Source organism: Rania fehmarnensis (assembly GCF_056494185.1).
The window spans coordinates 8,191,435-8,215,478 of sequence record NZ_CM151398.1; the positions used below are offsets into that span (position 1 = coordinate 8,191,435).

Annotated in this window: 18 protein-coding genes and 1 pseudogene; 14 read left to right on the plus strand and 5 right to left on the minus strand. The window is 53.8% G+C overall.

What is annotated here, in order from left to right; genetic code table 11:
• Positions 1-39 precede the first annotated feature (39 nt).
• Complete coding sequence (locus tag SH573x_RS27760) at positions 40-2,880, minus strand: protein kinase domain-containing protein (protein WP_479351314.1); 2,841 nt, start codon at positions 2,878-2,880, stop codon at positions 40-42.
• Between the two features lie 185 nt (positions 2,881-3,065).
• Here SH573x_RS27760 and SH573x_RS27765 point away from each other — a divergent pair, with 185 nt between their 5' ends.
• The 13 genes and pseudogenes from SH573x_RS27765 to SH573x_RS27825 all read left to right on the plus strand — a co-directional run.
• On the plus strand, positions 3,066-4,055 hold the full coding sequence (locus SH573x_RS27765; RefSeq protein WP_479351315.1) for a TadA family conjugal transfer-associated ATPase: 990 nt from the start codon (positions 3,066-3,068) through the stop codon (positions 4,053-4,055).
• Positions 4,056-4,152: 97 nt separating this feature from the next.
• Positions 4,153-4,380 (plus strand): hypothetical protein, encoded by a 228-nt coding sequence (locus tag SH573x_RS27770; protein ID WP_479351316.1) that lies wholly within the window; start codon positions 4,153-4,155, stop codon positions 4,378-4,380.
• A 114-nt stretch (positions 4,381-4,494) separates the two neighbouring features.
• A complete protein-coding gene (locus SH573x_RS27775; RefSeq protein WP_479351317.1) occupies positions 4,495-5,187 on the plus strand; it encodes an A24 family peptidase in 693 nt (230 codons plus the stop codon).
• 2 nt (positions 5,188-5,189) lie between these two features.
• Positions 5,190-5,348 carry a hypothetical protein gene (locus tag SH573x_RS27780; protein WP_479351318.1) on the plus strand — a complete coding sequence of 53 codons (159 nt, stop codon included), beginning with the start codon at positions 5,190-5,192 and terminating at the stop codon, positions 5,346-5,348.
• Positions 5,349-5,357: 9 nt separating this feature from the next.
• A complete protein-coding gene (locus SH573x_RS27785; protein WP_479351319.1) occupies positions 5,358-6,038 on the plus strand; it encodes a TadE/TadG family type IV pilus assembly protein in 681 nt (226 codons plus the stop codon).
• Between the two features lie 72 nt (positions 6,039-6,110).
• Entirely contained in the window at positions 6,111-7,694 is a 1,584-nt protein-coding gene (locus SH573x_RS27790; protein ID WP_479351320.1) for a hypothetical protein, read from the plus strand.
• Between the two features lie 135 nt (positions 7,695-7,829).
• Entirely contained in the window at positions 7,830-8,543 is a 714-nt protein-coding gene (locus tag SH573x_RS27795) for a hypothetical protein (protein WP_479351321.1), read from the plus strand.
• Between the two features lie 145 nt (positions 8,544-8,688).
• On the plus strand, positions 8,689-9,534 hold the full coding sequence (locus SH573x_RS27800) for a CpaB family protein (protein ID WP_479351322.1): 846 nt from the start codon (positions 8,689-8,691) through the stop codon (positions 9,532-9,534).
• A 1-nt stretch (position 9,535) separates the two neighbouring features.
• Entirely contained in the window at positions 9,536-11,437 is a 1,902-nt protein-coding gene (locus SH573x_RS27805) for an ATPase, T2SS/T4P/T4SS family (protein WP_479351323.1), read from the plus strand.
• 64 nt (positions 11,438-11,501) lie between these two features.
• Positions 11,502-12,356, plus strand: a complete 855-nt coding sequence (locus SH573x_RS27810; protein ID WP_479351324.1) for a type II secretion system F family protein — start codon at positions 11,502-11,504, stop codon at positions 12,354-12,356.
• 207 nt (positions 12,357-12,563) lie between these two features.
• Positions 12,564-13,568, plus strand: a complete 1,005-nt coding sequence (locus tag SH573x_RS27815; protein ID WP_479351325.1) for a type II secretion system F family protein — start codon at positions 12,564-12,566, stop codon at positions 13,566-13,568.
• Between the two features lie 928 nt (positions 13,569-14,496).
• Positions 14,497-14,721: a transposase gene (locus SH573x_RS27820; protein WP_479351326.1), complete on the plus strand. Its 225-nt coding sequence runs from the start codon at positions 14,497-14,499 to the stop codon at positions 14,719-14,721.
• Positions 14,722-14,741: 20 nt separating this feature from the next.
• Positions 14,742-15,581: pseudogene (locus tag SH573x_RS27825) on the plus strand (IS3 family transposase); the annotation flags it as partial.
• A 323-nt stretch (positions 15,582-15,904) separates the two neighbouring features.
• On the opposite strand, the gene SH573x_RS27830 reads toward SH573x_RS27825, so the two are convergent.
• The 4 genes from SH573x_RS27830 to SH573x_RS27845 form a co-directional block, all read right to left on the minus strand.
• Entirely contained in the window at positions 15,905-16,456 is a 552-nt protein-coding gene (locus tag SH573x_RS27830) for a sigma-70 family RNA polymerase sigma factor (RefSeq protein ID WP_479351327.1), read from the minus strand.
• Between the two features lie 297 nt (positions 16,457-16,753).
• Positions 16,754-20,539, minus strand: coding sequence for a choice-of-anchor Q domain-containing protein (locus SH573x_RS27835; RefSeq protein ID WP_479351328.1), 3,786 nt, complete (start codon positions 20,537-20,539; stop codon positions 16,754-16,756).
• A 409-nt stretch (positions 20,540-20,948) separates the two neighbouring features.
• Positions 20,949-21,170, minus strand: coding sequence for a hypothetical protein (locus SH573x_RS27840; RefSeq protein ID WP_479351329.1), 222 nt, complete (start codon positions 21,168-21,170; stop codon positions 20,949-20,951).
• Between the two features lie 309 nt (positions 21,171-21,479).
• Positions 21,480-21,872, minus strand: coding sequence for a VOC family protein (locus SH573x_RS27845; protein ID WP_479351330.1), 393 nt, complete (start codon positions 21,870-21,872; stop codon positions 21,480-21,482).
• A 463-nt stretch (positions 21,873-22,335) separates the two neighbouring features.
• Here SH573x_RS27845 and SH573x_RS27850 point away from each other — a divergent pair, with 463 nt between their 5' ends.
• Positions 22,336-24,021 (plus strand): potassium channel family protein, encoded by a 1,686-nt coding sequence (locus tag SH573x_RS27850; protein WP_479351331.1) that lies wholly within the window; start codon positions 22,336-22,338, stop codon positions 24,019-24,021.
• The last annotated feature ends 23 nt before the right edge of the window (positions 24,022-24,044 follow it).

Consider the following 24,044-nt stretch of genomic DNA (forward strand, 5'->3'; position numbering starts at 1 on the left):
CAGTCAGTCCACGCGCGGGACTCGATTCTTCGAAAGGGCTCAACGTTCGCCAGGCACGGAGATGGACAATAGAGTAGCATCTGCCAGAGTCGTTATGTCGCAGGGTCGATAGCTAACAAAGCTACGGGGCGAAGGTTGACCAATTGGCTTGGCCTGCGTCTCCACTTCTTCTTCGTCCTCATAATCATCCGCCTGCTGCTCCAGACCTCGAGCAAACTTCCGGGCATAAGAAACTGTCGATAGGGGTAAGGAATTTGGATTTCCTTCGGATGTAAAGGTGGCCGGTAAAATGTTGGGTCTTTCTTCGCCGCGATTGCTCGCCAGTTCCGCAACTCTATCGGAGACCTGGCAGCGAGCAATGCGATACTTGGTCCATTGTTCGTCATTACACACTTCGCGAAAGCTGGCTAGTGAACTGTCCAAGTCAACTTGACTGTGAGAATGCAAAGGCCGAGTTTCTTGAACAAAGGCCAGGATACTCCCAGCCCACCAGGCCACATGATCGCCCGCATGCTTGAAGTTCACATCGTCCCCATGGCCGAGTTGCCGATTGATCCACTGCAGCGAATTGCGACAGGTGGCCAGGGCCGAACTGTAATCACCCCGGGCAACATGAATCTGACTAAGCAGGCGAACCGGTAACACGAACGGGCAATTCCAATACTGTGCATCTCGGATCGAGCGCATGCAATAGTCTTTCGACAAATCGTAATCGCCATGGTGATAGGCCATCAACGCTAACGTAAATGAAGCTCGCGGGTCGAATGGCCGCTTGTCCAGTTGAAAGGGTAGTTGATGCTTACGTGGGAGATTGGTTCGATCGATCAGCGCTGACAAGTTTTGCCGCAGAGCTCGCACTTGGGCTTGCGCAGTATCTTTGTCACTGGTTCCGACATAATCGAAGCAGACATTAGCAGGATGGAATGCCAGGCCGCGCACATCTTGATACGGGTCCCGGGCAGAGACCTGCACTTTCGCTGGTGGCGCGGCCAGAACGACCGGCGCATCGATATCGATTTCCAACTGACCATGTCCAGGCGGGATCGCGACAGTAGCCTCGAAGGAATATTGATTTTGATCGCCGGTTTTGCATAAGACGCGATAGGAACCAGCTCGCAATGTCCATTGATCGAGACTCTTGAGATCCATCGATTGACCAGCGATCGAATCGACAATGCCTGACGGACGCACGCGAAATTGCACCCGCCATCCCTCAACGACCGGCTCTGTCGGAACCGGCTCTGGCTCAACCTTGGATGCCTGGGCAATCTCTGAAGCAGGAACTTCTTGTGGCTCAACTACGTCTGTGTCCGGCTGAAACGGTGCATCTTCGAAGAGTTCTTCCTCGAGTACAACTTGGGCTGAATCGCTGGTAGCCGGCAGCTGTTGGATGGGCCGCATCATCATCATGATCATTGACACGCATATTAAAGTCGCAATCAGGAGCACGCTGGCGTGGTTTCGACCTTGAGGTTGCAGCAGCAGTTTGGGATCTTGCCAAATGTCACGCCATTGCAGTTTCTGAACATGATCGTAGGCCGGACGCAAGGGTGGCGGCTCACCATAGACATCTGCGCCTTGCATAAGAGCATCTTCTGGCGGTAACAACCGGTCCGCCCGCATGGGCTGTACGGCTAAGTCACGCATGGCTTCGCGAGCTGCTAAGGCATCGGAGAAACGTTCGTGCTGTTGCTTGCTAGTCATGCGACCAAGTAACGAAGCCAGGTCGCCGGGTAAGCCGGGAATTAGTGTTTCGAGCGGTGGCAAATGATCAGTGGGTGAGGAATGCCAGAGCAGCCAACCGCTAGCTATGCTTTCGGCCGATTCGATGGCCGGGCTCACACGCTGCGCCAGTTGCTTACCGCCCAACAACTCGAGAGCGACAAAACCCATCGCATAGATATCGATCGCCAGTCCCGGTGGTCCAAACACATTCGAATTGAGCAACTCTGGTGCAAAGTGCATAGCATGAGCACCTGGACGCAGGGCGGTGGCATAACCGGTCATCCCAGGGGTAACCGCCAGCTTCACGCCACCTGCGTCGTCCATCAACAAATGCCGCAACTCGACTCGACCGTGAGCGATATTGAGAGCATGCAGGGAGGCCAGTCCATTCAGAGCGTCGCGCAAGATCTCGCGCACCAACCGATAATCGCAGCCTTTATCGCCGAGCAGCGTGGACAAATCGCACTTCAAACGCTCCAACACCATCGAGCCGCTGTTGGGATCGTAGTCCAGAATCTTGACCAGGTTGCCGGCGTTGCTTCCAGCAAACAGCCCGGCTTCTTCGCGAAAGAGCCGACGATGTTCTTGAGCGTGAACGAGTTCACTGCGAATCTTCTTGATGACGACGCGACGATTTAAACGCGTATCGATACCGCTGTAGATGACCGAACGATCGCCTTCGGCTAAGACATGCTGCTCTTGATAACGGCCACCAGCCAACTCCCAATCGCTGCTGTGAGCGCCAGCTGTGCGAGTGTTGTCCGCGGCTGTGGCAGGTATGGAGACAACCTGAGAGGTGACCCGCGGAGCGGAATTAGCAGTGCCTTGCGGAGCAGGCTCAGCAGGGGCTTGGTCGGTGGCCCCAGTGGTGCTCTTCCGGTGAGCTTTCCAGAGCGCCCGATCGTATCTGCGCCGCAGCTTGGGGTCGCTTAGGGTAGCGTAGGCTTCGTCCAGCAACTGACCGATCAGACACAAATCTTCGGACGGTACGTCTTGATAGCTCTCTTGAAACAATTGGGTTCGCACTGCATGGGCTGCGTCGATGCCCTCTGGGTTGACTGCGTTGGTCGCCAGGCCCAACCTTTGATAGTAGTTTTGTTGTTTCAGTCGCTCAAGAATGTCGATGTGCGTCGGTTGTTGATGGATTGAAATCATGATCGCCCTCGAAAGTGCAGGTGGTATCTGACAAGAGATTCCAATGGGCACCGCCTACAGGACAGGCAGGCCTGAATTTCTGCGTATTTGTTCGGCGAACTGTCCTGAGAGCCTCAAAAGCGGAATATCTGGTAAGTGGTTCTACACCCAGACCAACCCGTCTTCACCAGAAACCGAGTTCTCTCATGAATCGCGAACAGCTCTATGATTCGACGCTCCATTACTTTTTGCAGCCGATAGGTCACTTGTTGAGTGATCCGACGGTCAGCGAAGTCATGATCAACGGTCCCGATGACATCTATGTCGAACGGCGTGGTTGCCTCAGCCGAACTGACTGCAGCTTTGGTAGCTTCGATTTCCTGATGTCGGCCGTCAACAATATGGCGGAGTATGTCGGCCGGCCCGTCGATTCAGAGCATATGGCCATGGACGGACGTTTGCCCGATGGTTCGCGCGTGCACATCATCATGCCGCCGGTTTGTCGCACAGGTATCTGCGTCACAATTCGCAAATTTCGCGAAAGCGCCTATACGCTCGACGAGCTCGTCAAGCTCGATACGATTCGGCCCGAAGGGGCAGACATCTTGCGCTCGGCTATCACCGATCACAGCAATATTGTTGTCGCCGGCGGAACTGGGACCGGTAAGACATCGCTGCTAAACGCGCTATCGCGCGAAATCGACAACCAGGAACGAATTGTCGTTATCGAAGAAAGTAGCGAACTGAAACTAATCCAACCTCATACGGTGTACCTGGAAGCGATGCCGGATGCCACTGCCGACCATGCCTCGGTCTCCATACGCGATCTGTTCGTCAATGCACTGCGCATGCGACCCGATCGCATCCTGATTGGTGAAGTTCGACGCGGCGAGGCTCTCGAGATGGTTCAAGCCATGCTGAGCGGTCACGCTGGATCACTTACCACCTTACACGCCAGCTCGCCTCAGACAGCTGCTACACGCTTGGAAACGCTATGTTTGATGAATGATGCGCAATTGCCCGTGTATGTCGCACGGGCGCAAGTGGCCGCTGCCATCAATCTCTTTGTTCAGGCCCAGCGACTGTCCACTGGCCAGCGCTGCATCTCCAAGATTGCCCGCCTGTGCGGCTTGGATCAGCAGCAAAATTACGTGTGGGAAACACTCTATCAACAAGCACGACAAAAGAATTCTTGATTTCTTTGTCTACTTCCACATGGAACTGGGGATCTCTATGCAGAAGCGAATCACAGTGATTCGCTCAGCAAACTCTCTCCTGAAAAGGGAATAGAACATGTGCAATCGATTCAAGAACCTGGTTACCCGTTTCCACAGCGACGACGAAGGCATGGAAACCATCCAAATCATCATGGTGTTGGCAGTCGCCGCCATGGTGTGCATGGGTGTCACCGGTGTCACGGGTGTGACTAACGGTGGCCAAGCTGAGAACAAGGGGATCTTTGGCGGCATGGGTGAACTGGTCGGCAAGTTGATTCCGAACCTCAACCTCTTCGGCAAATAGTCTGGCAGTTCGAAGAGCCAAGCTAGATGCTCCTTCACTAGGAAGGCTCGGACTACGAGCCTTCCTTTTTCTTTGAAATGATTTCCCCCTTTGCAACTTACCGCAGGTGCATTGATGAATAAAGGACAGCAGGTACACGAGACTATCGCCTGGGGCGGACTGCTCGCGGTCGCTCTTGGTGCACTTCTGAGCTTCAATCAACTGAGCTTACTCCATTGGTTTACCTGGGTTTCACAAGTTGTCAGTCTGCTGGTGTTGGCCAGCGTGACCGACATCCGCTGGCAGCGCATTGCCAATCGACTCACGTACACTTCCATAGCCAGTGGACTCGGGCTGGCACTGATGAAATTTAGCCTGACCGATACCTACACCGATGCCTGGGTACTTATCCCGCCGACATTTGGGGATGCAATTTTTGGCGGTTTGGCCTGCGGATTATTGATGGGCACGTTTTGGATGATGCGGGCCGTTGGCGGTGGTGATGTCAAGCTGGTCGCAGCTCTCGGGTGCTTGCTGGGCAGCCAGTCTGCGCTCACCTCCGTGCTACTGGCCCACGTGGTTGCTGCAGGTTGCATGCTGGCCATGGCTTTCTGTGTTACCTATTTGCCCAGCGGTCGGCAGTTCATTGCTATTCCGACTGCCTCAGCACCGCGCAGTGATGCTCTCGGTGCGACTCACGATGAAACTCATAATCCGACTCACGGCAAGCCTCGCAGCCCACGTATACCGATGGGCGGCTTCTATGCAGTCGGTGTGTTGCTCGTTTGGGGCCTCGCAGTTCTGAATCAATTGACTCTGAAAGGCTGATCATGCGTAAATCGAACCGTCGAGGAGCTGCGGCCATTGAAACGCTGTTCGTATTGGCCAGCTTTGTCGTAGCCACCTTCGTAATGATGAAACTCGGTGCAGCTGTGATATCTGTCTATTTCAGTGATGGCAATCATCTTCAATCTATCCCTCTGCTGTAAAGGCCACCGATGATGTCTCACCTGGTATCCAACTTATTCCAACGCTGCGCGTCAGCCTGGCAAAATGCCTTGACTGGTTTTCATCACGACCAGGTGGGCGCAGGTTATTCGCTGTCCGTTGTGCTCATGTTGCCCCTGTATATCGCGTTCATGGGCATGACCGTCGAAGTCCATCTCCTGTTGAATTCACATCAATCCGTACAGGCGGCGCTCCAAACCGCCGGACATGCGGCCCGTGCCTGGACTACCCATCAAGACGCATTGGCCCAATCAGGATCCTCGCTAGTGGATCAAGTTCATCAGTCGGTGGCTTTGAACCTGTTGCCCTTCGCGACCAGTAAGACGCCAGCTCAATCCACTAGTCAAACAGAACTGACAGCAGTGTTGCAGGCAGCCGGACTCTCGGCCACGGCGATCGAGCGTTACGCCTGCAAGCTGGCATACATGGACAAGGCATTGCGCGTCAACATAGTGCCTCAAGTCCGCACGAGCGATGGTTTGCTGGTTCAAATTGAATACGATTCGCCACTCTGGTTGCCCATCTTTGAATCGGTTTGGGCCACAGGTTACATCGACGGCATTCCCATAAGGACTGTGCGGGCAGAAACGTGGGTTGCTCTACTTCCGGAACAATCGCAGCGGACTAGCCTGGGCATTCCTTACGCACCTCAAACTGTTCAGTCCTGGTGATTCAGCCTTTGCAATTTGTGTATTTCATTCAAAGAAGCTACCTGCACTTAGATTAGAAACGGGAGACTACCCATGCGATTTGTACGTTATGCAGAACGATTGCTGATCCGCTGGCACCGCGACGACAGCGGACTGTTCTCACTCTCCCATATTGCGGCTTCTTTGTTTCTGACGATTGCCTTGTTGTGTTTGATCAATATGGGTGCGACGGTGACCGATCGCGCGCGCCTGCAACGCCAGGCCGATGGCGCCGCGGAGACGCTGGGTGCTTGGAAAGCTAGAAACCTGAACGCAGTCGTCGCCCAGCAGCATCTCATCGGCGAAATGCTGGGAATGGCGATTACTCATCATGCAATCGGCGGCGATTTGCTGGATCAGAACAAGGCGGCCGATACCAAGAAAGAGGATCGAGCCTTGGCGATGGCCCACGCGACGGCGCGTCTGTGCAAGACAGGAACTCCGGCTTACCAGGATGTATCCAGTGCGGTCAAAGCCGGAGAAGCATTGCTCGTATCCCATAAGCAGCTCAAAGGACTTCTAACTAAGGTCTACCTGGTCAAGACAGCGGCTTACCTCATGCAACTCTATCCACCTACTAAACCAGCCGGCGTCGCCTTGGAAAACGCCGCCCACCTGGTCGAACTGGCGATTCACCAGGAATGGCGAACACTCGAGAGTATCCGCAAGGTAGCCGTCGCCACCTCGCCCACCAAACTCCTCATGCTCAATCAATGGCTACCAGACGCCAAAGAACAATTGGATGAGATCGTAGCCAAATATCCAGAGACGCAAAAGCAACTCGCTCAAGAACTAGCCCAGCGCTACCAGGTGGAAGTCGAGATCCTCAGTAGCGACCAACGTTTGCCGCTGATCGAAGATCCTTTGGCTCGGTTGAATCAGCCGCCAGCCGATTGGCAGAGACCGATCTGCAATTGTCCCACCGAACCTGCCGATAACATGCGCCATCAGATCGCCAAAGTGACCCAACTTTCGCGGGCTACGTTCCCGTGGGTTAATTATCATCGCCATCCACTTATCGCCAAGATGCGCCCGCTTACTCCATTATCCGGGATGGCGGATCATTACTTCGACCACACCGCGGGTGTAAGCAAACGCTTCATGGATGAAAAGCAACGCCAGGGGGAACTGGCTTTGTATACACTGGATGACTATCGCGGACCCGACAAAGCGTATGAAGCGTGGATCGACGCCAGCGGTTCGGCGGCCAGTGACAAGACCTTTGGTCTAACCGTAGTCGTCGGCCGTCAGGCGCGCGAGCCCATTGGCTCGTTCTTATTCAAACAACAACCGGGAAATTACAACTATCGTATTGCCTCGTCCTTTGTCTGGAATCATCAGGCTCCCATTCAGCCTTCGCAGCGGATCGACTTGCACTGCAAACGTATCGTGCCGTCAGAACAAGCCCACTCGGGTTGGGATACGCTCAATTGGGACCCGGATACAACAGCGTACGAGCTAGTTGGCTTTGGTATCCCATCGGAGTTTCCCGCAATCGAAGTAACGTGGAACTCGCAACTGAGCCCAACCTCTGCTGCCCGCAGTGCTCTGCTGCGCAATCAGGGGCTGCCAACCTGGGCCGAAGGCCTTCGCGACGTTTTGCCCGAAACGGTTCCCGCGGAACTGGTCGGACTGTAACATTTACTTTACATATCAACTATTTTCAAAATAGCCTGCTTGAGTCGGGAGATGATGGTCATGAAGGGTTACTCGAGAAATTGCTGCAGTGTTGATAACCGCAGTCGGTCGGCCGTCGCCAGCATCGAGTTCATCATGATGCTACCAGTGCTGGTGACCTTTGTCGTGGTAGCGTTTTGGGCGGCACGGGCGGGTACCGCGGGCCTGCAAGCTGGTCAAACCGCCGAAGAGATGGCCTACGAAGTCGCCGCCACTAGCACCAACTTAAACGACCTTAAGCAACAACCTGCCCTGGAACAGATTTCCCATCCGGCTCTAGCCCAATTGGTAGAAGCCTTCGTGCCGCAACTGAAACTGGATGGTGGATTAAACTTTTCACAGGCGCAGAAAGAGACAGGCGAAGGCGTCCACGGGGCAACTCCTGCCTTGGGTTTGGCCAGCGATCAACACATGTTCCTCAGTCATGCATGGCAAGCTGAAGTCTTTCATTTCCCCAGCGACAAGTCGCAACAACCGGAATTAACTCTACCGGAGAGTATTCGCGGAATCGCACCCCAGATCCGCGACCTGCGCGAGTTTCGAAAACTGCTCCAGTTTCAAGGACAGGCCATCTCGGCCACCAGCCTCACTGACTTGCAGCACTCGATCGATTCCGGGGAATATCAATTGGACAATGGCTTGGGGCAGATCGACAAGGATATCGAAAAGCAGCAGAAGCTTCTGGAACAGTTGGAACAGGCTCAGCCACGTGATCCGGTCAAGATACAAAGCGAACAGCAAAAGCTGGAGAAACTGTTGGAGCAGCAAGAGAAACTCGAAGACGCGAAGAAATTGCTCGACCGCCTGTAGCCGAAGTCGCCAGACTTTGGAAGCACCACGCTTGATTCATCCAATCTCTGGCGAGATCGGCTACGATTATTTCATCCAATTTCTGGCGAGGTCAGCTACGGATGGGAATCTCTTGGTGACAAGCTTCACCTTACAGGAGATAACCATGCAGGCGACACCACTTAAGACCGGTCAACCTGGTTCTAGTAAGAACCTACCGCTGAGAAATATCGGCCAAGCGCCGAAAACTGAGGTCTCCATCTGGGTTCGTTTGGGCCTACCGATTGCGCTGGCGGTGCTGGCAGGCGGACTGAACTTGTCGGCTGTGCGACGCCAACTGACCCCGACGCCAACCTATGTTTTGGCTACTGATCTTCCAGTTGGCACCGTTCTGAGTGCCGAACATCTCAAAGTTGCTGAAGTCGCAGGAACGATCGATCGAAACTGTTTCGTTACTCCGGCGGACCTCATCCAAAGCGGTGACAGCGGAACTGCCCTCAGCCTCAAGGACAGCTTAGCCAAAAATCCTCGTATTCTGTCCAAGTCGGTGGTCAGCGGCGAACCCCTTACCAAATCAAGTCTATCAGGACGCGCTACAGCAGAACCGGGTACCGAGGTCGTCTCGATTCCGCGTTCGCTGATCAGTGGAGGTGGAGTTGCGCTGCAACCGGGGCAAGAGGTTCATTTTGTCGCTCAGAAACGCCACGGCTCGGCTGACTCGCAACCCAAGTACATCGGACCATTTCGTGTAGCGTTGGAGGAACGCAACTCTAGCCGTTCGGAACCGACCGACTATCGAGGCACGATTGCCCTCATGTATCCACTGGGCCACGACGGCCAACGCGATGAATCAGCCAACATTCTGCACGAAGCAGCGCTGAAGGATAACCAGTACACCCTGGTCATCATCGAACGCGCCGCCACCAGACGTCGCAACGAGAGCACAGCCAAGTCCAAGGGCAAGCCTGCCGCGCCAGAAGCTCGTTCGTTAGCCGCTACAGAGGAACAGTAACATGCTCTTGCGATACTATAGTCAGTTTGATGGCCAACCGATGCTAGCCAACTTGCGTGGTGGCCGCATCAAGGTCGGCAGTGCAAGTGACAATGACATCGTCTTGAAAAGCCCTTTCGTCGATGCTCATGCAATTGAATTAAGTTATTCGCAAGGTAACTGGCAGCTGAAAGTTCTCGGCCTCAACGGTTGCGAAGCGGACGGACAAAAGTTATGCGCTGGAACGACCTCCACGTGGGATTGCGGACAGCTAAGCCTTTTTCCTTTCGTATTCCACTTGCAGCATACGGCGGTCAGCTCCGAACTAGCGGTACGTCGCTACAGTGCAGAGATCCACAACCTGGTCAAAAAGATCCACTTGGACCTGCTGCAGCAAATGCACTTGAGTGGATCGGCAGACGATATTCCTCGCTCTACGGAAAGCCTGGTGCATATCGAACGCTCTATTGAATCCTCAGCGGCCTTTCATGGTCTGGCACGCACAGAAGCAGCGGCGCTTGCAGCCGAGTTAGCTGGAGCATGTGTCCGGGACGAACTGCTAACGCGTTTGCTGGATGGAAACACCTCTGCCCATGACTTGTCGTCCGACCATCGTGCGCAGTGGAACGAACTGGCAACCGCCGTGCACGAGCGCGAAGAAGAACTGAAACGCTGGGCTTTGACCTGTTCGCGTCACCTGTTTGAAGGTCTGCCCGATGACCGAGTTGAAACACGTATCGATAGCATCGACATGAACTTCTGGCTCTTATGGGACAAGTTGTCGGTCAAGATGATGAAGCCCCACTGTGAATACCTGGCTCTGCGACAATTGAAGAAGCAGGTCAAGGATATCCTGTTCGGATTTGGACCACTGGAAGACTTGCTACGCATGCCCACGATTACGGAAATCATGGTCAACGCCAGCGACGAGATTTTTGTGGAGAAGAACGGCATCCTCCAAAACTCTGGTCGGCAGTTTGTCTCTGACGAAGTAACGCTGACGATCATCGAACGAATTGTGGCTCGCGTGGGTCGCCGCATCGATACTGCCCAACCGATGGTCGATGCGCGATTGCCCGATGGCAGTCGTGTCAACGCGATTATTCCACCCTTGGCAGTGAAAGGTCCGACGCTTACTATCCGCAAATTTGCTCGCCAGGCTTTCACCATGCAAAAGCTGGTCGAAATGGGAGCGATCACGCCTCAAGTTGTCGAATTCTTGCAGGGCTGTGTACTGTCCAAGCGCAGTATCCTCGTTTCCGGTGGAACAGGTACTGGCAAGACAACCTTGCTCAATTGCCTCAGTCGAGCCATCCCATTGCGTGAGCGCATCATTTGCATTGAAGACACTCACGAACTGCAGCTCGATCATCCCCACGTAGTTTTTACCGAGTGTCGCGATGGCAACAACGAAGGTAAAGGCAAAATTGTGATACGCGACCTGCTAAAAAATGCGCTGCGTCAAAGGCCCGATCGTATCGTGGTCGGCGAATGCCGCAGCGACGAGGCTTTGGATATGCTTCAAGCGATGAACACAGGCCATGACGGCTCGATGACCACCATTCACGCCAACACACCAGCCGACGCTTTGCGGCGACTGGAAGTCCTTGTACGCGATAGCGGGTTACCGGCTGATGCCATCCGTCAGCAGATCGTGTCGGCGATCGACATCGTAGTGCAATTGACGCGCATGCCTGATGGCCGCCGCTGTGTAACGGAGGTCACTGAAGTAGTCGGCTTTGAAGAGAAACTGCAGCGTATTCGGTTGCGGACAATTTTCAAGCTCGATCACTCTTCTTCCGCTTCGCAGAAGCAGTTACGTCCCACCGGTTGTATACCTTCGTTTGCATGCGAACTAGTACGCGACGGAAACATTCAGTTGGATCTGTTCCTCAAGGGTACTCACATGCCCATGACTAGTTAGCCGTGTTTCGGCACCTCCTTGCCAGTCAGTGTTTCCAGTAGCTCTCTCAGCCAAGGCATTTCCCATGCAACTCTATACCGTCACTGCGATCTCCCTGGCAACCTTCTGTCAAGCGTTAGCGGCGTGGTTGGTTTGGCATTGGATCTTGCCTTGCTTGAAAGCGCTCAGTCAACAACCGCTGGATAAACTGCTGGTCAGGGCAGGGCAGATTGGATTTCACGAAGCCAGATTGCGATCGCGAATATTCGCCGCAGAAGTGGTGATTCTGGTTTCCTTGATTGGCCTGGCCTGGAGTTACATGGGCTATCTGCTGGGTTCAACCATCATCATTGTCTTGTATCACATGCGTGGCTTGCTACTGAGTTGGCTAGTCGAGACTCGCGAGCGGCTGCTGCGTCGACAAACCTTGGAACTCACTCATGCCCTTGATGGACTGGTACGTGGCGGTCTAGGACTAGCCGATGCAGTGGAGAGTGCGACGCGCGAAATTCCGGCTCCGTTAGGAGTTTTGGTAAGTCGCATCTCCAACGATTTCCGCCGTGGTCGTCCCTTGGTCGAAGCCATGCATGCCGTCCGGCAGAGCCTGCGCTTAGACGCTTTTTCGCTATTGGTAACATCGATTACGTGCGCGCTTAAACAAGGTGCTTCGCTGGAAGCCTCGTTGGCCGGCGTGCAAGAATCGCTCGAGCATCGTGACGGTGCCGAACGACACCTGCGGGCCAAGACTTCCACTGGACGCTCGACGATTCTGATCCTGGGCTGCACACCACCGGCATTTGCCTTGATGTTTGGATTCATGTGGCCCGAGTCGACGTTGCTGCTGTTTACCACTCAGCATGGCAAATGGATGTTAGCGATCGTCATCTGTTGTTTGTACATCGGCGTAGCCTGGGCTCGTCGATTGTTGTGTATCAGCTGATGTTAGAAACCAAACAAGTTTCGTGGCTGGTTGTAGCCACCGCTGCCAAGCGGTGGACGTGCGAAGGTGGTAGCCACCATGGTGAACAGTCGCGGTACATCACTTCCTTTTGGAAAAATGCCCAGGTTGATGGAAGCAAATTTGGTATGTCCACCGCTTGGCAGCGGTGGCTACGCTCTCGCCAATCCTATTATCGGATAATTAAAAATGCATAGCCTTGATATGAGTACGCAAGTTCTAGTGTTGTCGGCCACGTGTTCGGCAGCGTTATCCGCTTACCTGGCTTCTGCACCACTGCTGCAAGCCATGTTCACGACTTCGCCGCAGGACCGAGATCTGTGGAACCGCGAGTTCGCGCGTTGGGAACGCTTGCGGGAAACCTCTGCCTGGTTTCGTGCGAACGAAGCCTGGCTGCTGGGACTGGCCAGGTTGATTGAGAAGCGTTTGCCCTGGTTTGTAGATACACCAGTGCGACAAGATCCTATTGGCCGTGTACTGACGCGAGCATTTTCCAGTGTTTTCGGGCGATCGAAGGCACTACAAGAAGCAGTTCGCATCTGTACCAATGCGCAACCTTGGTCCATCGCTGAGCAGGTAGCTTCGGCGTTCATCGTGGCTGCTGGTACAACTGTGTTGGTGGGACTGAGTGCTCAAGGTTCCTTCAGCCAGCCGGTGTGGATAGTATTGACGTTGGCCAGCGGCTGGATGGCCTATCGCGGCACGATTCTGCGATTCGTGTTGCATGCCGAGGTACGTCGTCGTTCCATTCGTCAGTTCCTGCCACATGCAATGGATTCCATAGCGATGGTTATATCGTCAGGTGATCCGTTCCTCAGCGGTGTAGACAGCGTTATCCGTGACTTCCCCGATCATCCACTCAGTCAAGAACTGCTCAGACTGCGCAACAATCTCGAACGCGGTCAAACCAAAAGCGATGCACTGACAGCGGCTGCCTATGCGGTATGTCTACCTGAATTCGAAGAACTCGTGCGCGTGCTGGGCCGCATCCACAAACACGGTGCGCCCGCTGCGGATAATTTCACCCGGCTGGCCAAACAACTCCGCGTCAATCAACTGCGCTATATGGAAGAAGATATCGGCCGCGCCGAGGCATCCATGGCTTTGCCGACTATGTTCGTGATGTTCGCCTGTATCATCGTAGCCGCTGCTCCGTTCCTGCTATCCTTCTTGCAATCAGGCTACCTGAACTAAACATGCAACGGGTCACCTCTCCCAGACTTCGCCTGGGGGAGGTCGCAGACGAGGCGTTAGCCAATGTCTGCGGGAGGGGACTGTCCGGTCTGTCCACCACGCGTATGGGTGAAGCTAGCAAAACGACCAGTGGTGTGTCGCCACGCTCACGCGCTCAAGATCGGAGGACAGACGTCGGGTGCGAGAGACTGGAGTTGGCGGGGCGGATCGGCTGGGGAACAGACACTTGACGAGCACCGAGGTCTGTCCCCCGCGCGCGAATGGGTGACGCTAGCAAAAAGACCAGTGGTGTGTCCCCGCGCTCACGCGCTCAAGATCGGGGGACAGACGTCGGGTGCGAGAGACTTGAGTTAGCGGAGCGGATCGGCTGGGGACAGACACTTGACGAGCACGGGGTCTGTCCCCCGCGCGAATGGGTGACGCTAGCAAAAAGACCAGTGGTGTGTCCCCGCGCTCACGCGCTCAGGATCGGGGGACAGACGTCGGGTGCGAGAGACTTGAGTTAGCGGGGCAGATCGGCTGGGGGATAGACACTTGACGAGCACCTGGCTCTGTCCCCGGCGCGCGAATGGGTGACGCTAGCAAAAAGACCTGTGGTGTGTCCCCGTGCTCACCGCTCAAGATCGGGGGACAGACGTCGGGCGTGAGTGTCTGGAGTTAGCGGGGTGGATCGGCTGGGGGACAGACACTTGACGAGCACCGGGGTCTGTCCGGTCTGTCCCCCGCGCGAATGGGTGACGCTAGCAAAACAACCAGTGGTGTGTCCCCGCGCTCACCGCGCTTCGGAAATGAACTGAGGTGGTACCGCTTTTCCGGACAGTCCAGTCTCTTAGAATGAGCAATCTAAGGAGACGGCATGAAGCCTCAAAAGAAGCTAAAGAATTAACGAAGAGTTTATCCGGAAGACCTGAAGCAAGAAGCTGTACAAATGCACCTTGATGGGCATTCAGCTTCGTCGATTTGTGAACGGCTTGGGATCCCTCGAAGGAACTTGCTGTACAAATGGAAGCAAGAATTGGTCACAGACGCAGGCCCAGTCGCTGACGCAATGGATGCCAGGCTAAAGCAGATGCAGGCGGAGCTTCACCGCGTGGAGCGTGAGCGAGACATTTTAAAAAAAGCTTTGGGTATTTTAGGCCGGAACGACTCGTAGAGCTTTACGCAGTCGTTCAGGCCATTGAACAGATGGAAGTGGCACCGATCACCCAGATCTGTGAAGTGTTGGAGTTGACCCGTAGTGCGTACTACTCGTGGCTTAATTCTGACGACACACAGCGCGATGAGGAGGATCGTATTCTCTCGCCTAAAGTGCGCGAAGCATTCAGGCATCATCGTCGTCGATATGGTAGCCGTCGAATTGCAACTGAGCTCACTGAGAAAGGCATGAAATGCGGTCGGCGCAAAGCCCGTCGGATAATGAAAATGCAGGGACTTCGTGCAATTCAACCCAAGTCATTTAAGCCTCGCAGTACTGAAAGTAAGCACCACTTAGGATACAACCCAAATCTGCTTTTAAGTGAAAGTGCAAATGGCATCGGACAGGTGTGGGTAGGAGACATTACTTACATCCCGTGTGCTGAATGTCACTACTGCTACTTGGCCGTTTTGATGGATGCATACTCGCGTCGAATTGTAGGTTGGCATCTAAGTGATGACATGACTGAGGAACTAGTGCTAACCGCACTGCGCAACGCGATCACCGCGAGACAGCCATCGCCTGGCTTGATCCATCATACCGACCGTGGTGGACAGTACGCAGGCAAAGAATATCGTCAAATCCTGAAACGAGCAGCCATGCGCCAAAGCATGTCTCGAGCAGATAACTGCTACGACAACGCAGCCATGGAATCTTGCTTTGGAACACTCAAGAGAGAGTTGGAGATAACCGAATACAGTACTACCAAGGAAGCATTCAAAGACATAGCTTCCTACATCGAATACTACAACGTCGAGAGAAGGCACTCTTCTCTTGGCTATCTCAGTCCAGTCCAGTTCGAATCAACCCAGTCCTGAAGCGCAAGAGACTGGACTGTCCAGAAAAGCGGTACCACCTCAAACCACCGTTGGCTGCTCGCCTGTTCAGCAACCGAGGCTAACGCCGGCTAACGCCTACGGCTTAGCCTTGGTTTATGCAACTGCGGACCGAATATTAAACGCTGTGTTTTGTGCACTGGCAATGCTGCGCATAGCCAGTGCCAACCAGAACCCTTAACGCCATGCAATTGCACAACTTAAAATCTGCACGATCTCCTTTGCCGCGGGGGTGGCCGATCTCGCCAGAGATTGGAAATTGATCGGTGACGCGTCCAAAGTCTGGCGACTTCGGCTACAGGAGATCAATCTTCATCAAAGAGAGCTTGGACTTCTTTACCGATGTCTTGTAAGACGCGCGAGATGGTGCGGGTGGATATTCCCAACTCACTGGCGATTTCGTGATGCGTCTTCTCTTGCAGCTTGGCATTCAAAATGGCGCGGGCTTGTTCATCCAGTCGCCCTTCAAGTTTGATGAGCAAGTCAGCAAACTCAGCCGCTTCATCGGCGGACGGATCATTCTGTAAGGTACGATAGTCAACCGGCTCGATCGCCATCGGTTGTTCGAGTTTGGAACTCCGCTTGATGGCATTAAAGTGGCGAGCCTTCTTGCGAACTTTACAAAGCGTAATTGTGACCAGCAATTTCCAAAAGTCTTCGCTTTGATCGATTCTCAGCTTGCCAGCCGCGGCGCGGCGCAAGACCGTTCTCAGCACGGTCTGTCCAACATCTTCGGCGCCCACTTTCTGTTGCAGTTGAGCATTCATGTTCTTTTCCGCCAGCCGGATCAGCTTGGGCAGATAATCCATCAGAATTTCTGACTCCGAGCCTGGTGACGGCTCCGCGGCTTGACTCATCTGAACTTCCTCTAAGTACATGAACGCGTCCTTTGGACTAGAACGCTCTTCAAATCAGGCACCGTCTGGACTTTAGCTCCTCAAAGATGGCTAAATCTGTTGCATATTGCAAGTGGGGAGGGAGACGATTGTCTACCGCCATCCACGATCACTGTTTGTGCCCTGATCCCGAATTGGACGTGTGGACGTGCTTAAAGAAGCGATTGAAATTGTGAACTTCACCGGAAAGAATCTTGGTTACTTTCCGAAGCCCGAAGCATGCTGTTCAACTCGATAATAGTCAGCAGAGGGTGGCCATTACAGGCGCCGTCTGGACTTCATTTCTTCAAAGATGGCCAAATCCGTGGCGTATGGCATGAGGGGATCAAGCTGATTGGCGGCCAGGACTGCATCTTCCCCTTCGCCCGCGGCTTGCAGATTCAGTTCGTTGATTATTAAAAGCGCATCAAGAGGCGTTACAACTTGATCGCGATTGACATCGTAAGTCAAAAGCGCGTTGGTGAATTCGGCGGCACTGCCAACCGATCCGCCTTGCGACCTTTGGTTGAGCAAATTAATCAAGAGCAAGGCATCGAGAGGAATCGTCTGGCCATTGCGATCGACGTCGGTCATCCTAAACTGGCCAGCCAGCAATCTACCCACCAACGTGGGCGTGGTGATGCGCACCACATTTGGTCCAGGAGTTGTCGGGCCGGTGGGAGAGATGATGACGATAATCACCGGTGTATCGCTGGGCTTACGTCGAATGGGAGGCAAGACCGGGTTACCGATAACGATCGGCGCGTCATAGATCACTGCCTCCACTTGGTTAGTGGCCAACTGAGCTCCCGCTACCTGGTCGAGCTGAAGAGTGAAATTTTCTGCAGGCTCTAAAACGTTATCGCGTAAAATCGGCACCTCGAACGTTGCCTGCGTTTCACCAGCCGGAATTTCGATAACACGCTCGACACCGGTGAAGTCTGTGCCTACCGTCGCAGTACCACCGACCGTGCGCACCCGCACGGAAACTGGATTGGCTACAGCCGACGACAGCATCAGGGTAAATGTCAACGGCTCAACGCCATCTCGTGGTTCGAAGACTACCTGCGAAGCAATAGCCAGAACCGGCAACGGGTTGGGATCGGAGTTGGTTACTTGGAGCTCGGTGCTGCGTTGGATCAACGTGTCGTCGTCAGATCCGTAGGTGCCATCAGCACCCGCCGAACGAATGGTGACGGTTATGGTCGCGTTACCGGAAGTACCCGGGATTGGTCGATAGCTCAGTTCGGAGCGACCGTCGACCAGCGGAGTTAAGCCGATAATCTCAACCACAGCAATATTGCTACTGCTAGCCGTGACTGATAGCTTAGGAGTGAGTTCACCGGGTACGCCAATACCGGTTAAAGTAATCGTCTGTTGCCCAGCTTGGTGATCGAGGGTCGGTAGAGCAGGGATCGAATCCATGGTGGGCGACTGGCTAGTGGTTTCATCCAACTTGCGCAGTTCATACGCACCCATATCGGGCCGTTTCCGCGGGTAGCCGGTTTGATCCGACTGGATGACGTTGTCTTCCAAAGCCAAGCCACGATCAATGGCGGGACTATCGATCGCTAGCTGATGCACAGGTGTCGACCCATCGATATCGCTTAAGACGCCTAGACCAGCATCGATCTCTGCGCTAGCCTGACCCAGAATATTTGAAGGACCATTATGGGTGTTGAAAGTTTCTTCATCGACAGCCCCTACCAGGCTATGCGAGATGGCGAAGTTACCAAAGATATCCGTAACCAAGCCGCCTTCGCCGTTCTGAGCGACGATGGAATTGACCAACGAGGCATTGCCAAAGGGGTCGACATGCACGCCGGCACCTTGATTGGTCAGTGCTGACATCAGCGTATTGGCAGCGACGGTGGCATGCACCAGATTGATTTGTCCGCCATCAAAGGTGGCCAAACCTGCGCCGGAGTTGTTGGCTTTGTTCAGTGAGATCGTGCTATTGATGGCCAACACCTGGGCTTGCGGGCCTGATACTCCTATGCCTCCACCAAACCACTGCTCAGCTTCATTCTCGCTGATTGTCGAGGACTCGATACGCACGCGTGCAGGCTCTGTGCCTGAGCTTTGGAGTCCGATTCCACCGCTAGTGGAAACTGCCACGTTTCCGCGAATCCATGAATTGCGAATCAGATTTTCGCTGGGAGACGAACTAAATTGCACCCCGGCTGCACTATTGGCTCGGTTATAGGCCACGTACGAGTTTAGCAGCGAAATCGTGCCGCTATTTCCGACGCGCACGCCACCGCCGCTACTCTGAGCCACATTACCTTCGATGCGCACTTGATCCAGAATCACGTGGCCAGCACCGAGGCCCAGTCCACCTCCATAGTCGCTGAAGTTATTGATGATCCATGAATCAGAGATGGTCGACTGTGCGTCTGCATTGTCCAAGGTGATTGCGCCTGAGCTACCGCGAGCTCGATTGTGCAAGAACTGGCTCTTGGTGATCGTGACCGGTCCAATTGCGAAGATTGCGCCGCCACTATTGCCTGCGCTATTGTCGCTAAAACGAGAGTTCTCGATGTTTACGGTTGAGTTGATGACATACACGGCGCCGCCTTCTCCGTCGAACATTTCGTCATTGCCGACGTGATTGTACATGGCGACTACATTCTTCATATGCAGCGCACCACCGGAGACATTTATAGCTCCGCCCCAATCCTCGGACCTGTTATTCAGCAAGGCCACATCATCCAGCACTACTTTTCCGCCGATGGTTCCAATGGCTGCACCGCGCTCAAACTCGCCCTCTACGAATGCATTCGAAAGTGTAGCTCCGTTCAGAGTCAACGTCGCACCCTGTGCAATTTGAAAGATCCGTGACTGACGGTTTGCATCCAGCACCGTCGTCGCACTACCTGCGCCCACAATTTTCACATTGCCGTTGACGACCAATGGACTAGTAATGTTGTAGAGTCCAGCAGGCAGGGTGATCGTGGTTTCGATCAAAGGATTAGTCGCGGCTGCCAACTCGCTGCGCAATCTATCTACATCGCCAGCAGGCAACTCACTAGCCGGAGTTGTATCCACGTCGATCGTCAGCCGATATCGCTGCGTGGTCGCTTCACCGCCATTGCGCACGCGGATAAAGTAACTACCGCTCTCATCGATGGCGTAACTGCTTATCTTTGCGCTTTCACCTAATTGTGTCGCGTTGGCTAGAACAACCTCGTCTCCAGCTGCATTTCGAATCTCCAGCCCGAGCTGACCTTGATGCTGTGCCGCGAGCAAGCTCATGTCCGTGAGCTCTGAGCCGCGGAGATATGAAAAACCGTCAGGCGAAGCGTGCACCGTTAGAGACTGGCCCGCTGTCATTTTAAGTTCGAAGGTATCCGTATCTTGTGCATTACGAATGCTCAGTTCCTGGATAAGCGTCGTACCTATCGCGGATTGTCCCAGCTGTACCGCTGTTTCTATTGTCTCATTGGGTTCGTAGCCGTCGCCATGCAAACGCTGCACTTGCAACACATCGTCATATTGCAGATTGGTCGTAGCTGATTCGATTGTAGGCTGCATAATGCTGGTCAACTTGGCACCGGGCACCGTGGTTGCTCCAACTGGAAAGGCCACGAAGATATGATCGAGCCCGAGCACGTGTCCAATCTCGTGCGTCAGAACCACAAACAGTTGCTGAATGAACAACTCGTTGGAAGCGAAGGCGGTATCGAGAACGATATCGTTGTCGCTATGGGCTTCCCCCAAAATGCCGCCATCGCCATCAATTTCGACCCCAGCGAATCGAATATCGGCCCGTTGACCTTCGACGGGAGGCGAACCGGGCAGGGGTGCTCCATCATCCTCCGCCAGATACTTGAAGTCGATTCCACTGGCTTCGTCCCAAGCCTCCAAAGCCGCCTCAAAGACCTGGATCCATTTCGCCTCTGAACCATACAGAAAGTTCAACCGGCTCTGCAAGTTGTTCGGCTGGGGATCGCGACCAGCAACTTGCGTTAGGGTACCTTCATCGGCGATGCCCCAAGTTATAACCGGCTGGCCCTCACCTTCCGCACGAGGCATCCCCAAAATCGAACCTGCATCCACCGCCATGAGATTACGAGGTTCGAACGCCTCAAGCCAAAGACGCCTACACCGGGACCCAGATTTCTGGCGAACTTTAATTGAGGCTAGACGCGACTTTCGTTGCAGGCGTTTGAATAACATGAGCGTTGTTTCTGAGCGAAAATTTCACACGAGTCATCGGCTGCCAATTTGTCTGCAGAAGCGGACTTGGTTGGCTATAGAGTAACCACTGGAGAAGTGACTTCCAGTCGGTGCGACCCTTTTAGTCTCCTTTCGCTCCGCGAAAGGGAAACTCGCTTTGGCGAAGCAAAAAGAGACTCTTCCACCTCCCAGAGATTCCCAAATATCTCGGGGACAGGACAAGTTGGCATGACTTTTTATTTTGACTCTTTCGCTCCGCAATAGGGAAGCCTCCCTTTTGCGGAGCAAAAGGAGACTATTCGAACGAGTATTTCCGTGATTCTTCTACAGCGACGTCGGACTGATCCCATACAGCCAATTGGTCGATTTCTAGCGAGGGCAAATCCTCGCCCTCAACTCGCATGCAGATTTGTGCAGGCGTGACTCGACCTAGTTGCAGTTCTTCGGAGGGCAAGGTTCCCCCTGCGGCGTGTTGTCCATCGATCCATACATCAAAGTCCTTTTCGCTCCATCGCATAGCTATCGAGATCCTTGCGGATTGACGCGGGTGCAAAAAGGTCGGCCACGTCGCTCGCGGCTCGGCCCTCGACTACATACTTCTGAAAGGCTATCTGGGTAGTCGTCGGGAAATTGCTGAGCAGAAGATGAAAGACTCGACGCAGTCGTCTCCATGCACTGTCGGCCCGGATCCAAAACTCACAAGAATGCACACCCGACTTATCAATCTGTGCTCATCTAGCTGACCAGCCTGGCTGTCGCTAGCAGAAAGCGACTCAAATAATTGCTTCTTGAAGTTACTACCCGATGGAGGAGTATCCATCGAAGGCTATGGTACTTTTGTCGGCCTGGGAACGTGTTGATCGATCAAAATCGGGTTACCGTCGGGATCGACCAACGTCATGTAGGCTGTCCCAGTGCTGGATTCATCGGCAGCTGTTTCCGGATTCAACCCACGCTTTTTGAGCTCTTGCTGAATTTCGCGGACATCCTCAAACTCGGGCAACGTCTGGCAGTCACGATCCCAGCCTGGATTGTAGGTGAGCATGTTCTTATCAAACATGCCTTGATACAAACCAATCGTACTGGTGTCGTTCTGCATAACCACGTAATTGCGAGTGATGTCTCCTCCGCTGACCTTGAAGCCCAACTTCTCATAAAACGCTTTCGATGCATGAACATCTTTAACGGTTAGACTAACGGAGAAATTTCCCAGCTGCATGTTGATCACCTTCTCCCTGCGGTTAGAGCTACTTTACACATCAACAATATTTTTTCTGGTCCTCATCGAGAATCCCGATACAATTGTACCACCGGGTTCATAAGTTGCGAACTATTAACCACAGAGATGCGCCGACACACCGGTTGTCGCAAGTAGAAGCTCCGTCGTTCCCTCTTAGCGACTTAGCGCCTTGGCGCGAGACCAATTCAATTCTCTCTCTGTGCCTCTGTGCCTCTGTGGTTAGCTCTTCGATTTGTTAACCTCAGAGACACAGAGATGCGCCGACAAACGGACTGTCGAGGCATTCATCAGAATGAAGTTTGCGGCCGCTGGGGCACTGGGCTGCTAGTTCCTGATAATGTCGAAGATCGAGCGTTATAACCAACCTTGGTTTTCGAAGGAACTCGTGGTTGACTAGGATGTCTGATACTCGTACGCGAGTGTTTTTGATACCATTCCGAGTATGAAATCCCTGGCGCTAGTACTGAAGATCTTGGCCACGCCTGCGCGTCGACGCAATTTTTATGCTTTGGGCAAGCTGTTAATCGCGTTTGCTGCCATGGTGCTGGGTTTCACTGTGATCTTCCATTGGCTGATGGAAATGGAAGGCCAAGAACACTCATGGGCCACTGGTGTCTATTGGGTGCTGGTGGTGATGTCGACCTTGGGATTTGGTGACATCACTTTTCAATCCGATTTGGGACGTCTCTTCTCGGTGCTCGTGCTGCTGTCGGGATCGGTGTTCATGCTGATTCTGCTGCCCTTTATGTTCATACAGTTCTTTTATGTTCCATGGCTGGATGCTCAAGCGGCGGCCCGAGCCCCGAGAGAGCTTTCACCCAAGACCTCAGGCCACGTGATCTTGACTGGCCTGAGCTCAGTTGAGCGCTCGCTAATTCGCATGCTAGTACGTGAAAAGTGGCGATACGTCTTGTTGGTTGGAGACTTAACCGAAGCCCTACGATTACACGACGAAGGTTTCAAGGTCATGTTAGGTGAAATTGATGACCCCGCTACCTACTTGCGGGCGAGAGCAGATAAGGCCGCGATGGTAGTTGCGGCTCAGCGAGACACGACGAATACCAATATTGCCTTTACTGTCCGCGAAATATCGGCGTCGGTTTCGATAGTGGCCATCGCCTCGTTTCAAGCGTCGGTGGATATATTGCAGTTAGCCGGCTGTAACGAAGTTCTCCAATTGGGAGAGATGCTGGGCCAGTCGTTTGCACGACGCGTCTTCGGAAGAGATGCGAGAAGCCTGGTGATCGGCGAATTCGGTACGCTGCTCATCGCCGAAGCAGCCGCCGCCGGAACCCCGATGGTTGGGCGCACGCTAAAAGAAATTCGCTTAACCGATTTTGCGCGAATCAGCGTCGTTGGTGTTTGGAATCGTGGACATTTTTCAATCGCCGGACCAGACACGTTAATCGAATCCAGTACGATTCTACTGCTGGCCGGCACTCGCGAAGAACTAGATGAGTACGATGGTCTATTTTGTATTTACCGCGCCTCTGATGCTTCGGCCATCGTTCTAGGGGCAGGGCGGGTTGGCCGAGCAACAGCTAAAGAGCTACAAGCTCGAGGAACAGACTACCGCATCGTCGATCGCAACCCCGAGCGCATTGGTGAGGCCGAGCATTACATTCTGGGAGACGCAGCCGAACTGGAAGTCCTGCAGCAGGCCGGTATCATGACCTGCTCTTCGGTAGTCATCACGACCCATGACGACGATGTCAATATTTACTTGGCCATCTACTGCCGCCGCTTACGACACGACATCCAAATCTTAGCCAGAGCTAATCAGGATCGCAACGTCTCCACGCTTCATCGAGCCGGCGCGGACTTTGTCCTGTCTTATGCATCCAGCGGCGCGAGTTGCATTTTCAATATTCTAAAGCTCGGTAATTCTATTCTTTTGGCGGAAGGACTGGATGTTTTCAAAGTCGCAGTTCCACGCTCGATGATCGGACGCACGCTCGCCGAATGCCGTTTCCGCCAAACAACCGGCTGCAACGTCGTGGCCATCGAGAAAGAGGGTGAGTTCAATGCCAAGCCCTCGCCCACATCCATCTTGACGCAGGATATGCAGTTGGTGATCGTCGGCGATGCTGAAGCAGGTGGCAAGTTCTTCGAGACTATGAATATGTAAGTTCCAAGATCACGGCCCCACTA

Coding starts and splice junctions, on each gene's coding strand:
- SH573x_RS27760 (WP_479351314.1), bottom strand. CDS start 2,880: ATGATTTCAATCCATCAACAACCGACGCACATCGACATTCTTGAGCGA.
- SH573x_RS27835 (WP_479351328.1), bottom strand. CDS start 20,539: ATGGCGGTGGATGCAGGTTCGATTTTGGGGATGCCTCGTGCGGAAGGT.
- SH573x_RS27830 (WP_479351327.1), bottom strand. CDS start 16,456: ATGAGTCAAGCCGCGGAGCCGTCACCAGGCTCGGAGTCAGAAATTCTG.
- SH573x_RS27805 (WP_479351323.1), top strand. CDS start 9,536: ATGCTCTTGCGATACTATAGTCAGTTTGATGGCCAACCGATGCTAGCC.
- SH573x_RS27820 (WP_479351326.1), top strand. CDS start 14,497: ATGCACCTTGATGGGCATTCAGCTTCGTCGATTTGTGAACGGCTTGGG.
- SH573x_RS27765 (WP_479351315.1), top strand. CDS start 3,066: ATGAATCGCGAACAGCTCTATGATTCGACGCTCCATTACTTTTTGCAG.
- SH573x_RS27800 (WP_479351322.1), top strand. CDS start 8,689: ATGCAGGCGACACCACTTAAGACCGGTCAACCTGGTTCTAGTAAGAAC.
- SH573x_RS27795 (WP_479351321.1), top strand. CDS start 7,830: ATGATGCTACCAGTGCTGGTGACCTTTGTCGTGGTAGCGTTTTGGGCG.
- SH573x_RS27770 (WP_479351316.1), top strand. CDS start 4,153: ATGTGCAATCGATTCAAGAACCTGGTTACCCGTTTCCACAGCGACGAC.
- SH573x_RS27790 (WP_479351320.1), top strand. CDS start 6,111: ATGCGATTTGTACGTTATGCAGAACGATTGCTGATCCGCTGGCACCGC.
- SH573x_RS27810 (WP_479351324.1), top strand. CDS start 11,502: ATGCAACTCTATACCGTCACTGCGATCTCCCTGGCAACCTTCTGTCAA.
- SH573x_RS27840 (WP_479351329.1), bottom strand. CDS start 21,170: ATGCGATGGAGCGAAAAGGACTTTGATGTATGGATCGATGGACAACAC.
- SH573x_RS27780 (WP_479351318.1), top strand. CDS start 5,190: ATGCGTAAATCGAACCGTCGAGGAGCTGCGGCCATTGAAACGCTGTTC.
- SH573x_RS27845 (WP_479351330.1), bottom strand. CDS start 21,872: ATGCAGCTGGGAAATTTCTCCGTTAGTCTAACCGTTAAAGATGTTCAT.
- SH573x_RS27815 (WP_479351325.1), top strand. CDS start 12,564: ATGCATAGCCTTGATATGAGTACGCAAGTTCTAGTGTTGTCGGCCACG.
- SH573x_RS27785 (WP_479351319.1), top strand. CDS start 5,358: ATGATGTCTCACCTGGTATCCAACTTATTCCAACGCTGCGCGTCAGCC.
- SH573x_RS27850 (WP_479351331.1), top strand. CDS start 22,336: ATGAAATCCCTGGCGCTAGTACTGAAGATCTTGGCCACGCCTGCGCGT.
- SH573x_RS27775 (WP_479351317.1), top strand. CDS start 4,495: ATGAATAAAGGACAGCAGGTACACGAGACTATCGCCTGGGGCGGACTG.